12 protein-coding genes and 1 pseudogene are annotated in these 13,915 nt (G+C 54.3%); 3 read left to right on the forward strand and 10 right to left on the reverse strand.

Going from position 1 to position 13,915, the window contains the following annotated elements:
- From BLV81_RS21395 to BLV81_RS21405, 3 genes are all read right to left on the reverse strand, one after another.
- On the reverse strand, positions 1–326 hold a 326-nt coding region (locus BLV81_RS21395), incomplete at its 3' end, for a transposase (RefSeq protein WP_176992928.1).
- A 152-nt stretch (positions 327–478) separates the two neighbouring features.
- Positions 479–1,522, reverse strand: a complete 1,044-nt coding sequence (locus BLV81_RS21400; RefSeq protein WP_092359939.1) for an alginate lyase family protein — start codon at positions 1,520–1,522, stop codon at positions 479–481.
- A 188-nt stretch (positions 1,523–1,710) separates the two neighbouring features.
- On the reverse strand, positions 1,711–3,111 hold the full coding sequence (locus BLV81_RS21405; RefSeq protein ID WP_369823914.1) for an aminotransferase-like domain-containing protein: 1,401 nt from the start codon (positions 3,109–3,111) through the stop codon (positions 1,711–1,713).
- 280 nt (positions 3,112–3,391) lie between these two features.
- Here BLV81_RS21405 and BLV81_RS21410 point away from each other — a divergent pair, with 280 nt between their 5' ends.
- Complete coding sequence (locus BLV81_RS21410) at positions 3,392–3,628, forward strand: hypothetical protein (protein WP_092359940.1); 237 nt, start codon at positions 3,392–3,394, stop codon at positions 3,626–3,628.
- Between the two features lie 238 nt (positions 3,629–3,866).
- Here BLV81_RS21410 and BLV81_RS21415 read toward each other — a convergent pair whose 3' ends face one another.
- The 7 genes and pseudogenes from BLV81_RS21415 to BLV81_RS21445 form a co-directional block, all read right to left on the reverse strand.
- The gene (locus BLV81_RS21415; protein ID WP_092359941.1) at positions 3,867–5,054 is read right to left on the reverse strand and encodes an acyltransferase family protein; all 1,188 of its coding nucleotides are present in this window, start codon (positions 5,052–5,054) and stop codon (positions 3,867–3,869) included.
- 118 nt (positions 5,055–5,172) lie between these two features.
- Positions 5,173–5,808: a hypothetical protein gene (locus tag BLV81_RS21420; RefSeq protein WP_092359942.1), complete on the reverse strand. Its 636-nt coding sequence runs from the start codon at positions 5,806–5,808 to the stop codon at positions 5,173–5,175.
- Between the two features lie 424 nt (positions 5,809–6,232).
- A complete protein-coding gene (locus BLV81_RS21425; RefSeq protein ID WP_255365409.1) occupies positions 6,233–7,735 on the reverse strand; it encodes an arabinofuranosidase catalytic domain-containing protein in 1,503 nt (500 codons plus the stop codon).
- A 237-nt stretch (positions 7,736–7,972) separates the two neighbouring features.
- A complete protein-coding gene (locus BLV81_RS21430; RefSeq protein WP_143036405.1) occupies positions 7,973–8,620 on the reverse strand; it encodes a hypothetical protein in 648 nt (215 codons plus the stop codon).
- A 396-nt stretch (positions 8,621–9,016) separates the two neighbouring features.
- Positions 9,017–9,511: pseudogene (locus tag BLV81_RS24490) on the reverse strand (ATP-binding protein); the annotation flags it as partial.
- Positions 9,512–9,785: 274 nt separating this feature from the next.
- Positions 9,786–10,469, reverse strand: coding sequence for a TetR/AcrR family transcriptional regulator (locus tag BLV81_RS21440; protein WP_218134301.1), 684 nt, complete (start codon positions 10,467–10,469; stop codon positions 9,786–9,788).
- Positions 10,470–10,539: 70 nt separating this feature from the next.
- Entirely contained in the window at positions 10,540–11,148 is a 609-nt protein-coding gene (locus BLV81_RS21445; RefSeq protein ID WP_092359945.1) for a TetR/AcrR family transcriptional regulator, read from the reverse strand.
- A 105-nt stretch (positions 11,149–11,253) separates the two neighbouring features.
- Between BLV81_RS21445 and BLV81_RS21450 the strand changes: the two genes are divergently transcribed.
- The gene (locus tag BLV81_RS21450) at positions 11,254–12,738 is read left to right on the forward strand and encodes an efflux transporter outer membrane subunit (protein ID WP_092359946.1); all 1,485 of its coding nucleotides are present in this window, start codon (positions 11,254–11,256) and stop codon (positions 12,736–12,738) included.
- A 26-nt stretch (positions 12,739–12,764) separates the two neighbouring features.
- Positions 12,765–13,907 carry an HlyD family secretion protein gene (locus tag BLV81_RS21455; RefSeq protein ID WP_092359947.1) on the forward strand — a complete coding sequence of 381 codons (1,143 nt, stop codon included), beginning with the start codon at positions 12,765–12,767 and terminating at the stop codon, positions 13,905–13,907.
- Positions 13,908–13,915 lie beyond the last annotated feature (8 nt).

A 13,915-nucleotide genomic window follows, 5' to 3' on the forward strand; every position in this document is an offset into this window, starting at 1 on the left:
ACCAGCTTGGGCTCGAAGCTCGCCAGCCGGTCGCGGGGAATGTCCAGGTGCAGTTCGCCGCCTGGCGTCAGCACCTTCTTCGGGCTGCTGCCATTGCGGTGGTTCTGGCTCGCTTCGCCTTCGCTAGCCAGATGATGGCTCAACTCCGCCGTCAACATACGCTCGGCCAACATCTTCTTGAGCTGCCCAGCCAGGCCAGATTCGCCAAGGATCGACTCGGCGTCCTTGTTCTGCACTTGGGCCAGCAACTGGTCGATCAGCTCGACTGGGATGAGGCTAGGTGCTTTCTGCTTCTTCGGTTTCTTTGTGGTCATTACGTCAGTCATGGAATTTCCCTTTCGGTATTATTTCATGACCCCGTTCACACAGAAAATCTGACAGGCTCGGATATTTCATCTCTGTTACGACCGAATAATTCTATCGATCTATTCATTCCATAAGCTTACAACAGCCCCTTTTCCAAACAAATGCACTCAGTTCACTCGAACAACTCCAACCACTCCAACCCATTCATCCCAATGTTGCCACTCGCAATCACCCGCGCACCATCATCGTTAGGAAATACCCGCTGCAGCAGAGCGAAATAGGCGGCGTTGCGCACGCCGTTTAAGTGTCCGCCATTGCTGTCGTAGTAAGGGAAGTTCTCCGGGTGTAGCGTCCATGCGGCGGCTTGCCGATAGGCGGCTGCCAATTTGTTGCCTTGTGGCGTTTGCCATACACTGCGTCCTGCAATCTCAAAGATGCGCGCCGCTGCCGTGGTTGGCAGCAAGGTGTAGTGCGTGTAGCTTAGGCCGTTGACTCCCTTGTGCGTTCCCCCACAATAATTGTTTGTGTCACTGCGGCAGATTTCCAACGGCAGCGATCCGTCTGGCGCCACCTCACTGTCCATCAGCACCAGCCAGCGTACCCTAGCTTGCTCGAGCAAGGCGGTGTCGCCGGTGTATGCGGCGATGGCTACATTGAGGAAAACACCCCAATTGGCGTGATTGTTCTTGCGGTCGCTATGCGATAGAGGTAAGGCGATGTCGGTGAGGAGGTGCCGGAATGACTGATCATTCCAACTCTCCACATCGCGCACCATCGAGGCGGCTAGGATGTACTGTGGCAGGTCGAAATTGATTTCCGATGCGCCCTGCTCCGACTTCACCTCTCGCATGGTATCGGCCCATGCGCCAATAATGGACTGGGCATGCTTCGCATAAAGTGGGTTCTGCGACACTGCATAGCACAGTGCAGCGCGCCAGGCCATCGTGCCATCGATCGAGAAGCGCTTGGACATGTCCGTCTCAACAACGCCGCCCGAGGTGTAGTGCGGCGGCGGGGAAAATACGGAGACGGGCGCAGCGCGCGTATCGATTTCCTTGTCGCAGCGCCGGATGAGCGGCGCGATGCGAGCCGGCTGGGCGCGCAAGGACTGAATCTCAGTCTCAGTGAGCCAAAGATTTGCGGTGGCTGTAGATGCGGTAGCGATTGGCGATGTCAACGCGATGGCTACAGCCACAAAGGCGAGGATACGAGTCATGGGCGTAAGTCCATTCGAATCAAAGTGAGGTTACGATTTGGTCGAAATTGTTCGAACGTAACCGTCAGCGAGTATTTCAGTCTGTTCACTTTCGCGCGTGATCTCACGATAAATAAATACTGAGGCAGCAAACCGATGTGCGACCGCATTGAGAGAACTCCCGGATGAAGCACAGTGTTTCCTGGACTTTAAACCACAGCAGCGCTGAACGACTCGGGCCGCCGCGCAAGCAGATGAGACAGCCGTTGAAGACCCGCCTGTAAGCGTCCACGGTCCTTGATGCTACCCAAAGAGATCCGAATTGCATTCACTGATCCGCTGCCAGTTGCGAATGCCTCCGCCGGCGTGACTGCGATGCCCTCGCTGTCGGCTGCACGCGCAAGCTGTGAGGAGCTCCAATACGCCGGCAACTCGAGCCATACATGCAGGCCGTCTCCGGCGCCGCTGTACCGCCCCGCCAGAATATCCCGAGCCATCCAGTGGCGCAGGCGCGCCTCGCTGCGTACGCCTTCCATCAATCCGTCAGCCGAACCGTCGAGGATCCACTGAGTGGCCAGTGCGGCCGTCAGAGGAGCGGCCATCAGCGCAAATGATCTTAGCGCGACCAGGAAACGTTCGCGTTCGTGCGGGGCGCGTATCAGCACGAAGGCGACACGCAAGCCGGGCGTCAGGCATTTCGACAGGGTTGAGATGTAGTACACCTGTTCCGGGGCAAACGTGGCAATAGGTGGTGGCGGGGCATCGGCAAGTAGCCAGTAGGGATCGTCCTCGACGATGCGCACATTGCAGCGCTTCGCGATGCTGGCGAGCTCCTTGCGCCGGCGTTCCGGAATGGTGATGGCGGTCGGGTTCTGTAATGTCGGATTGAGGTAGACCAGCCCAGGCTTGTGCTGGCGGCACGCTTCCTCAAGCATCTCAGGCACCATCCCGTGCTTGTCCGCTTCCACCGCAATGAGGTGCCGGCCGAATTGGGTCGCTGCGGCACGCAAGCCGGGATAACTCGTTGGTTCTGCCAGGATGACGTCGCCAGGCTCCGTCAGCGCAAGGATCAATGCGGCGATCGCCGCTTGCGCACCCGGACAGACAACAACCTGTCGAGAATCCAGATGTCCAAACATCGGTTCGAGCCATTTGGCTCCAGCCTTACGGTCGGAGTCGCTTCCCCCGGCCAAGTGGTAAGACATCAGCAATTCATTATCTGCCCTCATCAGTACTTGAGACAAACCTTGTTTCAACATGTCGTCGAAGTCCACGCCATCCGGCGGTGGTGGGGTATTCATGCTCAGGTCGAGGATAGCGTTCAATTCGACTTTCGGCGCCGCGACATAAGTGCCTCGAGCGCCGCGGCCCTCCAACAAGTTGCGGCGTCTGGCTTCGTCGTATGCGCGCGTGATCGTCGTCAGGTCGACGTCCAGCTGTGCTGCCAACTGGCGCTGCGGAGGTAGACGGTCACCCGGTTTCAGCGATCCTTCTACCACCGCCGCCTGCAACGCATCCGCAATCTGCAAAAAACGTGGCCCGCCGTGCACGGCCAATCGCGGCAACCAGATTGGCAAATTTTCATCTTGCATGTTTTTCAACTGGGACATTTTGTCTCAATGTATGGAAATTGCTTTTAAGTAGTATGCATCAGGATTTGCAGCAACACTATCCTTGCATGGCAGTCGTTGACGTTTTCTCCTCTCTCATCTGCATTCGGCAAATCACTCCGCTGGATGCCATTCTTATTTCATAGGTAGATGTAATGAAAGATTCAAGCAGGATGCCTGAGGGGATGGTTTGAACAAAAAATGAAGCTGCTGAAGCAGCGTTTTAAGGTAGTGCTCCTCACGATAGATAATCTCAAGTAATACCCTGGAAATACTCAAAATGATGGATTGGATCCCTATAGTCTTCGTTACGTTCAAGGTTCTCGTGCTCGGCACGGGCATGTTCTTCGCCATCAAGTGGCATTACGATCAAGGGAAGAAGGAGGAGGAGGAGAAGCGCGCGGTGCTACGCGCGGGCGGCAAGGTGGCCGCAGTCTACGTGCTATCGCTCTTGGGCCTGGTGCTCGTCACCTTCGTCCTTGCCAGGATGCTCGGTTTGGACTTGACCTTCCCATGATGGCAAAGAATAGTCGGCCGATATCCAGTGATGCGGCAGCAATTCCCCGATGCGGCTATTGGGCAGCGTCGGCAGGCGGGTCAGAGTGAATCGCCACGAATCTGCTAGACACTCGCTTGCCGTTTAAGCTTCATCGAAGGCAGGGACCGGACAAATGTCGCGATGAGGCCTGCGACCAACGCAGACGAAGCGCTAGTTAGACTTCAATTCCATTCTCAACTGTTCCGAGAATCCCTATTTACGCCGCGCCACCTTGTTTAGGAACTACCTCTTCCCGGGTTGCCATTGCCTGTCCATTCGGACCGTTAACCGAATACATCCTTGCACGCAGCTCCATGAATGGTGTTTCTACCAATCGAAAGAGCAACCATCCTCCAAAGAGACTTACAGTCATGATGATGCCTATTCCAAAAACCGAATCGGTATCAATACCGATTTTGGTTAACGGTGAAATTGCCAATTTAAATATTGGCTTGTGTGCCAGGTAAATTGCATACGACCACAACGCAATGCTGGCAGCGCCTGGCACACGTACCCGATGCAATACGGAGTTTGGGCTTAGCGCCGAAAGGGTCAAAATTGCAAAGCTTGTCGCCAGCAACGGATAACCGAATGTGGTCATGAAAAATCCAAATCCATAACCAGCTATTACAAGAAAATGCGAAAACAAATAGAACATTGTTCCGACCGCCGCCAAACCGACGACAAATAGGACGTTCCCCTTTCGCAGGATTTTTGAATAGGTGGAGACATGAAAATTCTTCAGCATGGCTATTACTACGCCGGGCAGCAATTCATCGAAACGCGTAAAGCTCGAATAATAGATATGCTCGTAATAATCGTAAGCGCTAATTGCATTGTGACCATGCTCGAGCCAAGCCATACCTCTGGCGACCATGCCGGCAACGACAGCGAAGCCAATTGCAATCCATCCCAACCGTCTGGAACCTTTAAAACTGGCAACCAGCAACGCGATGGCCGGTAAAATGAGATAGAACTGTTCTTCAATGCAAAGAGACCATGAATGGGTAAAAGTCTGGCCGGGACGAAGGCCGAAATTTTGCGTAAATGTCAAAAACTGCCATGTCGGGGCCGCCCCTTTTTCTCCCAACGCGAACGGAAAAATAAAGTACATTGCCAAGATAAAGTAATAATTTGGCAAAGTGCGAAGCAATCGCTTGATATAGAACGTTTTCAGCGAAAAATCCCGCCTCTGTGCAATCGGCGAGAGTATCTGGTTCCCAATCAAATATCCGCTCAGCACAAAAAACAGGTCGACACCAGTCCATCCGATTTCAGTCATGAAGCCAAATGTATTTTTCCCACTTACCACCACCATGTAGTGGTACGCCAATACCAGGACAATCGCAGCAGCGCGCAGCGTGTCAAGCCCATTTAGGCGAGCCACCGTCTTATATTCATTCATGTTGCGGCATTCTTTCCGAGTTGTTCGTATAATTTTTAGCGAGGGTTGATACTTCGGGAAATGGGTCCGTTACAGTCACTGCTCGGCACAGCCAAACATCTGAGATCTGAGCGGGCACTCAAGGCATTGTCAAATCGAATGATTGGAGAAGCTCTTTCAAGTGACAGTACTCAGGGTCTCTGAGCTCTTTCATTGATGTCTCCAATATAGTAAGCAACGGGCCTACGATTTCAGTGCCGAATATTTTTTCATTTTCAATACGACGCAAAACGCTAAAAAAATCCTGATTAGAGATACTTGCTCGTCGAAAGCAATTTATCGTGTATTTAACAAAGCCAGGTGCATCAACAAATGATCCCCTCTTTTGACCGACAATTTGTATGTCGCAATTATCGGGTTGCTTCGAATCACTTACAAACGCAAAATCAATATCGGAGCCATATTCCGACGTAAACGTTACATACCAGCACTTACGAAAACTCTGATATGGGAACCAAATCGTCGTCATATTCCAGTCGGACCCATCGAATCCAATTTTTGGGAATGCGTCGGCTAGCATAGATAATTGGCTCCCCAAATTTTTGGTTACTGTCGCGGCCATGCTGTAAGAGTCGCTATCCGGCGCGGTTGACTTCCCCGCAATGAAAATTTTTAGCTCATCATCCCAAGGGCAGAACTGACTGAGGCGCTGGTCAATTTCGGTAATCCTTTCCACGCTAGCCACCCAGCATTGATCCAGAATAGCGGGAGCCATAGCGTCTTCAATGGTCGATATGGTTTCCCTCTGAAGTGTGGAATTTAGAATTGTGGGTCGCAGTGTGTTCAACTTGGGAATTCGATCAGAGGTATTTGATTGAAGTTTCGATGGAAATTAATTATCTCAACGTCACCGCGAAAAATTAGTAATATATTATCGAATTATCTGCCGCCACGAACGTCGCACATTGGCCGATTGCTGCCTCGTCTTGCGAAAACTAATCAATAGACCACCAGAGTTCGAGGGAAAAGTATCGATTACCAGCGATGAAAATTTCCATGCGCAGACGAAAATAGACAAACTTCAGGCTCTGGGCGGCACACCGCCAATAAAAAGCGGTGGCGGCCCATGAGGACCAGCCACCGCGTCTTGGTTTAGTTCAACTGGATATTAGTCGAATCCATTCTTCATAAAAGAATAGTTATTGCAGCTGCCATTGTTGGCAAGCATTATTGAGCCAGTCCCATTGCTGGATATTGGTCGTGTCGGCCGTGCCACAGTTGGAAACATCCAACACCTTTCCGCTATTGCGCGAGGTCAAGCGGAACCAGGGAGCGGTGGTCGTTGTTACCTGCCATTGCTGACTGGTGCTACTGCTGCAGGTATTTTGGATCACGTTGCCGCCATTGGCTGTGGAAGATCCGCTGACATCCAGGCACATGCCACTGTGCTCGCTATAAATACTGGAGTATCCGTTGCCCAAGTCCACCATTTGCCAATTCTGCCAAGCAAACCCATTGCACGTGTAGAGGTCGACATTGCTACCCGCACTGGTATTGGGTTGCTGAACGTCCATGCACTTGCTGCTGTTTTGGTTGACAAGTTTTTTATAAGAACTCAGGGCATTTCCGCTGTAACCCGCTGCAACGATATTGACCTGCACGGCGTTTTCGGTTGCATCAGAAGGCTTGCCTGTTGTCATTGCGCCTTCATAGAAATTACCGACTGCCACCTTGCTGTTGTCGCCGCCAATACCCAAAATAATGGCACCTTCTTTGTGGAAAGGCACATATCCTGACGTAGTAGGTAGCGGCCCCGCATAATCGGTTTTTAACGCGCCAGTTTGGGCATCGCCATCCCTAATGGAATATGTCGTGGCGTCTTGTTTAATCATGGCCGTGACAAAAGTGGTATTGCGGCCAGTATTATTCGTATTGCTTCCGTTGCCGCCCAGGAATAGACCATTCTCAAGGTCTGCCATGACCCAGGGGCCAGATCCGGTACATGCGAACCAGCACAGAGTGCCAAAGTAGACCGCATTCATGTGTCCATTGCCAGTATCAAGGTTATTTGTCTCGGCATTACCATAATCAAAGCAGCAACCATTATTCACATGGGTAGCACTGGTAACCATGTATGCGCCTTCTGATGCGCTGCCGGTTGCAATGCCTGTGGTGTTGTTACGCCGATACCCGACGCCCGCGGAGATATAGACGGCATACGCAGACTTTCCGCCAATCGTCACCTTCAATGCGGTGGCACTGCCTGTGATGTCTGCGCTACCGTTCCCCCCGGCCGGCGCGACAGTCAAGTGATTTCCATTTGCGGTCTGGTCATAGATCGTTTCAATGGTACATACAGAACCTGCACAGAAAGTATCTTGTGCAGCAGCATTGGCAATACCACCGGCTGTTAAAGTGCCAATATCCATGGTGGCGCCATTAGATGCGCGCTTGACCTGATACAGCTTTCCGTTATACGCCCCAAACAAGGCTCGCACTGTGCTGTGGGCCGCAGAGCACGGCGTACCTCCCGCGGCGTAAATATCACAAGTACTTGTGGCGGCCGAAGCCTTTTGCGACAAACCCACGCTGAAAAATACGATAAACGCCAAAAGCATTAAAAAGCGATTTATTGTACTTACGGCATGCCTACTCAACGGGCGGTGCCCATTCAACTCCAACTGCACGCAATGATTTTTCATTTTAGTCTCCATAGTTATTTACTTTGATACCATGTCTCTCGACACTCCATTCCACAGGCCATTACTTCTAAAGCCGTAAAATCCATTGCGGCAAAAACGTATTGTGTTAAGTGCCTAATAATGTGAACGTCAATGAGGTGAGGTGAGCCGATGCCGGTAAACCCGCCACACCCCGGCTTGAGCGGACCGCGTCAGCTTGGTCTCAGGTGAGCGAAATACCCTTGTGTCGCCCACGGGTCATACACCATCGGCGGAAGCCGGGGACGGCCGAGAAATCTGTTTCTCCGCTTCTATTCCGCCACTGATCGGCCTGCGCGAGATCCGGGCTTCTGCGTGGCCAAGCGCATCTAAATATTCACCGGTAGCGGTTTTTTTCCGGCTCTGCACCAGATTCGACAGATCGGTGCTTGCTTGGCTGTCGCCCCGCTCTGCTAGCGTTTCGAGCTGCCTGACCAGACTTGCCGCGTCGGCGTTGATCTTGGTGCATTCAGACGATGCCGCATTCGGTTGCTGGATTCCCTGGCATGGCCATACCAGATCTAGCTTGGCGCGCAAGATCTTCGCGTCTCCATCCGCGGTAGGGACCAACGGTTCCGGATCATTCAAACAGTTCGAGGCGCCCCGCCCGTATGGGTTGCTCAGCAGCATGTCGGCGCAACGCAGGTTGCCTTGTGCCGCAACATCTGACGAATCTGCCATTGCCTGGAACTTGGCATCGGGCGGCGGCAATGGCATGGCGCTGTCTGGTTGATCAGCGCCTATCAGTAGGTAAAAGCACAGGCACGCCACGGCAATCATGCAGCATCCCGAGAATACTTTTTGAGCAACAGACATTTCTTCTTTTCCTTCTTTGCTGAGCTTCCAGTGACCACCTACACCGAACAATTAACGCTGGAGAGGGCATTCAGTTCGGGCGCCGGGATCAACCTCCACACAAGCCCGACTATCGCCGTCGCTCAAATCGATTGTTCCTGGGCAATATTAGCAATCATCATTTCAGGAAGCCAATCACATGTTGCATCGGATTGATATCTATTTTCTTATTGGTCGCGTCTTCTGTGATCCTTAAACGGATCGGTGAACCAGAGAGGGATGTACTTATCAAAGAACAAAGTGCTTGTTCGACTTAACGTTTAGCCAACATCGGTATCGCATGAATCTGATCGCCGGTAGCATCACCGCGTTGCACAACGACTTGGGCAGCGGTCTTTAAGCTCGATTGTCTACAACTTTATTTTCTAGGTTCGTCCGGGGTGGGGCTACCAGGCGATGCCCGCAGGGTCAGTCACTGCACCGGGCAAGGGCCGATGGCAACTGGTGGCGCACCGAGCGCATGGCCCGGTCCGTGTTTTCGGCTTGCAGCAGATGCTCGATCAACCATTTCGACGTCTCCGCCGACGTGGTGCCCTGGTTCGTCAAATCCGTCCAGGCGCTGACCATGCCGTGCAGCCGCAGGCCCTTGAGTTCAGATTTCCGGTTCTGCGCATCCAGCCAGATGCGCCGCCGACTGTCTTGCACATTTTTCTCGACCACGCCCTACTCCCAGCCGGAGGCGACGTTGCAGAAGCCGGCATCGAATAAATAACGGGCGCACATCACCGCAAAACGGGCATTGACGATACGCCCCCTGCCCTTGTTGACCTTGTCCACCGCCGTCTTCATGCTGTCGTAGATGCCGCGCCGGGGAACGCCGCCTAGCGCCGCAAAGGAGCGGGTGCGCGCGTCAAACAGCATTTCGTGGCCTTGGCTGGGGTAGGCGACCAGCCAGAAGGCGCGAATGACAATACGGGCAAGCGGGTGGGTGCAGACTGCTGGAGTACACCTCGGCCAATTCCCGTTCCAAATAAGCAGTCAGCGCCCTATCTTCGGTATCGGCAAACTCGCTCCTCGCTCTTTGAACATGCGGCTGGAGTTGCCCCTAAGTCCACCTTTGGCAACCGCTTGCTCTATTTCTGGTGCACGGCATGCAGGGAAATAGTTGAATTCATGCGTGTCAAGTCGATTCCGCACTTGTGCCTGGTCAGGCCCAGCATCGGATAAGCGTTCAATCTCAGCACTCGCTCGTTTCAATCGCTGTCGGTGCGTAGACTTGTAGGAAGACGGTGATGGCTCGGTCTGCAGCAAGCTTGATCTCTTTTTCGTCCGGCGTCTCCCTTGCATGTAACAGCAAAGGCTCAACAAGCTCGGCCTCCAATAAAGCTCGAAGATAATCAGCAGCCAGTCGAGGGTCCTCGGGACGCAGTGAGCCGACGGCCATGAATCGAGCTAGTAGCGCAGCCACTTGAGCTCGCAATACAGTAATCTTTGCATAAAAAAGCTTTCCTATACCAAAGCGGTTCGCTTCAGCGATGAGAAGGCGTCGCACCGCCACTATGTCGGGTGAACAGGTAAAGCTAAGTACGCGGATACCATACTCGCGCAAGACGGTGTTTGGGTCTGAGCCCGAGGTGTCAAACAGCGTAACGATTTCCTCAATGTATGACTCGGTGGCGGCCATCATGCATTCGACGAATAGCTCCTCCTTTGATGGGAAATGGCTGTAGATCGTCGCTTTTGAACCACCTACTTTGGCTGTGATTTCGGAGACCGATGTCTGGTCAAACCCCTGCGTTCTAAAAAACTGGTAAGCCGTGTCAAGAATGGCTTGCCGTTTAGCATCTCTTTTCTTTGTCATATGATCCATCGCAAATATGAACTGTTCGGTACGGTCTTCCAATTGTAAGCTTGAAGCCAAGATTCTGCACCGGAAATGCAGCATGGCTGGGATCTATCTTCTAGGTGTAGATAATGTGCGCCTACCGTATTTATCGCGCCGTGGGCGCGTAAGCGCGCATGAATACCGCTACGGCCCGTCCTACGGCGCGCAAAATCTCCTTTTCATCAGGTGAATTTTCCCTTACGTGCAACAGCAAGGACTCGACGACTTCGGCCTCAAGCAGCGCGCGGAGCTGCGCAGCGGCGAGTTGGGCGTCATCAGTACGAAGAACTCCCGCAGCCATTAGCTTGGATAGGAATGCCGCGACGAATCCCAGCAAATTGGTAATTTTGGTGAAGAACAATCTGCCGATGCCGGAGCGAGCTGCCTCGGCGACAAGAAGGCGTTGCGTCGCCACGGAATCCGGGGAAGACGCGAAGCTCAGGAAACCGGCGCCGAATTCGCGTAGCGCTGTGCCTGGATCGGATCCCGACGAGTCCAATAACGCAACGTTGCTTGTGATGTAGTCTTCGGCGGCGGCCATCATACACTCGACGAACAGCTCCTCCTTCGATCCAAAGTGGCTATAAATCGTCGCCTTTGAACCGCCAACCTGGCGGGTGATTTCGGAAATTGTCGTTTTATCAAATCCATGGGTCGTAAATAGGCGATAAGCCGTATCAAGTATGGCTTGTCGCTTGATGTCTCGATTTTTCATTTGCTTCCTTTAAACAACTGTACGGTACGGTACATTTTGTTCTTGACGACCTCGATAGTCAAGTTTAATATGTACCGTACCGTACAGTTCAATAGGAGTGAAACCATGTCTGTGTCAAATTTTCCTCGTTCTTTAACCGGCCGGCATGTCGTTTCCGCATGTCTGGCCGCCAGCCTTCTCGCCATGGGCGGTTGCGCCCAAATCCCTTCCCTGGGTGTTGCACCCACATTGAAACCTGTGGAGCAACTGGCGAGCACTCAGTCCTTTTCCGCCACGTCGGTCGCCTGGCCAGGAGATCACTGGTGGGAAGCTTACGGCGACCCCCAACTCAATGCGCTAGTCGAGGAGGCATTGCGCGGCTCGCCAAACCTGGAGCTGGCTCAGGCGCGGTTGCGCACGGCTGAGGCTTCGGTTCAAGGAGCAGGCGCCCCTCTCTTGCCGCAAGTGGACGCCAATGCATCCATGGCGGAAAGCAAGCAAAGCTATAACTACTTGATGCCGCGTTCTGCGCTGCCGCAAGGGTGGAAAGACTACGGCCAGGCGACGCTGAATCTGTCCTGGGAACTGGATTTCTGGGGCAAGAACCGCTCGGCGCTGGCAGCAGCGATCTCGGAGCAAGGCGCTGCCGAGGCGGAGGTGGCGCAAACCCGCCTGATACTGTCGACCTCGGTGGCTTCGGCGTATGCCGAACTGCTTCATCTTTTCACCGTTCGAGATACCGCCGACGCATCTTTAACGCTACGTACCAAGACCGTCGCGCTATTCCATCAGCGCAACGAGAATGGCTTGGAGAACTTGGCCAGCGTGCGCCAAGTGGAAGCGCGCCAGGCTTCGGCAAAGGCGGAGTTGCTCGGCGTGGAGGAGCGGATCGCGCTGCTGAGGAACGGCATGGCGGCGTTGTTGGGGGACGGGCCTGATCGCGGCCTCGCCATTACCCGTCCGACCGTGCAATTTACCGGCGGCGCAGGACTTCCGTCCAACCTGTCCTTGGAGCTCCTCGGGCGACGGCCTGACATCGTGGCAGCCAGGCTACGAACGGAAGCGGCCGCCAAGCACATCGACCAGCAGAAGGCGGGATTTTATCCCAGCATCAATTTGATGGCTTTTGTTGGCGTCCAATCCTTGGGCATCGACAAATTGACCAAATCCGGTTCCGGCATGGGCGGTGTCGGCCCGGCAATTTCCCTGCCGATTTTCAATACGCAAGGACTGCAAGCGCAATTGCGCGGCGCCCGCGCCGAGTATGACGCATCAGTTTCCATCTACAACGCCACCCTGTCCAACGCCCTGCGTGAAGTGGCAGACGCGGCGACGAGCCGGAAAGCGCTCGACGGCGAACTGGCCGCATCGCGTGCCGCCGTCGCAGCAGCGGTAGATGCTTACGACATCGTCGACAAGCGCTACAAGGGAGCGCTTGCCACGTATCTCGACGTATTGAGCGCAGAGGACGCGCTCGTCTCGGCACAGCGCTCGCTCGCCGACGTCGAAACACGCGCGGTGGTACTCGATGTGGCCTTGGTACGCGCCCTTGGGGGAGGCTATCAAAGCCCCGAAAAACAGTCGAGCGGCAAGCTCGGCATCACTGGATGAATTAGCTAAAGTTTAAGGAGAATGCAATGAACCAACCGACAAATGTTTTGAACGCGAACGACACCCCTAATGCAACCCGCGGACGTAGAAAACCCCTTTTCGCCCTGCTAGCGCTGAGTGTTGCGCTCATTGGAGGCGGGGGCTGGACCTATTGGGAACTCGTCGCTTCCCGCCACATCTCGACAGATAACGCCTATACAGGAGTGGAGTCGGCCGAATTGACCCCTTCCATCACCGGCACAATCGCCGAGGTGCGGGTAACCGATACACAGTCAGTGAAAAAAGGCGATGTCCTGGTCGTGATCGACCCAGCCGACGCCAAGCTCACCTTGGCCCAGGCCGACGCCGACCTCGGTCGCGCCGTTCGTCATGTGAAGAGCCTTGAAGCCAACGACACCGGACTCGGCGCACAGGTACTCGCCCATGAAGAAGAGGAGAAGCGGCTTGACGCGCAGTTGGCAGCCGCTCAAGCCGATTTCGAGCGGGCCGATATCGACCTCAAACGGCGTCAGGCGCTGGTGGCGTCGGGTTCGGTTTCCGGCGACGAGCTGACCCGCGCGCAGAACGCCTATGCCTCCGCCATGGCGAACCTGAAAGGCATGAAAGCCGCCGTTGCGCAAGCCCACGACAGCCGGGATGCCGCAGTCGGTGCGAAACAGTCCAACGCTGCACTGTTTTCCGGCGCCGACCTGGACAGCAACCCCGAAGTGGCGTTGGCACGCGCAAAACGCGACCAGGCCGCATTGGATCTCGAGCGCACGATCATCCGTTCGCCCGTGGACGGGATCATCGCCAAGCGTCAGGTTCAACTCGGCCAGAAGGTGCAGGCCGGGACGCCGCTGCTGTCGGTTGTTCCTATCCAAAACATGCATGTCGATGCAAACTTCAAGGAAGTGCAGCTCAAGAAAGTGAAGGCGGGGCAGCCTGCCACGGTACGGGCCGACATCTACGGCGAATCCGTGACCTACCACGGCGTCGTTGAAGGATTTTCGGGCGGCACGGGTGCGGCGTTTTCCCTGATTCCAGCGCAAAACGCCACCGGCAACTGGATCAAGGTGGTGCAGCGCCTGCCGGTGCGAATCCGTCTCGAACCGGCCGAACTGTTAGCCCATCCGCTGCGCGTCGGCATGTCGACGACTGCGGAAATCGACTTGAACAGCAAGTCCTGAGAAGGAGA

Origin of the sequence: Collimonas sp. OK242 (assembly GCF_900107095.1) — a bacterium.
Lineage (GTDB): Bacteria > Pseudomonadota > Gammaproteobacteria > Burkholderiales > Burkholderiaceae_D > Collimonas.

What these genes read in the sequence shown, in the direction of transcription:
- BLV81_RS21420 (WP_092359942.1), bottom strand. Translation starts at nt 5,808, where the DNA reads ATGGCTCCCGCTATTCTGGATCAATGCTGGGTGGCTAGCGTGGAAAGG.
- BLV81_RS21455 (WP_092359947.1), top strand. Translation starts at nt 12,765, where the DNA reads ATGAACCAACCGACAAATGTTTTGAACGCGAACGACACCCCTAATGCA.
- BLV81_RS21450 (WP_092359946.1), top strand. Translation starts at nt 11,254, where the DNA reads ATGTCTGTGTCAAATTTTCCTCGTTCTTTAACCGGCCGGCATGTCGTT.
- BLV81_RS21410 (WP_092359940.1), top strand. Translation starts at nt 3,392, where the DNA reads ATGATGGATTGGATCCCTATAGTCTTCGTTACGTTCAAGGTTCTCGTG.
- BLV81_RS21400 (WP_092359939.1), bottom strand. Translation starts at nt 1,522, where the DNA reads ATGACTCGTATCCTCGCCTTTGTGGCTGTAGCCATCGCGTTGACATCG.
- BLV81_RS21425 (WP_255365409.1), bottom strand. Translation starts at nt 7,735, where the DNA reads ATGAAAAATCATTGCGTGCAGTTGGAGTTGAATGGGCACCGCCCGTTG.
- BLV81_RS21445 (WP_092359945.1), bottom strand. Translation starts at nt 11,148, where the DNA reads ATGAAAAATCGAGACATCAAGCGACAAGCCATACTTGATACGGCTTAT.
- BLV81_RS21415 (WP_092359941.1), bottom strand. Translation starts at nt 5,054, where the DNA reads ATGAATGAATATAAGACGGTGGCTCGCCTAAATGGGCTTGACACGCTG.
- BLV81_RS21405 (WP_369823914.1), bottom strand. Translation starts at nt 3,111, where the DNA reads ATGTCCCAGTTGAAAAACATGCAAGATGAAAATTTGCCAATCTGGTTG.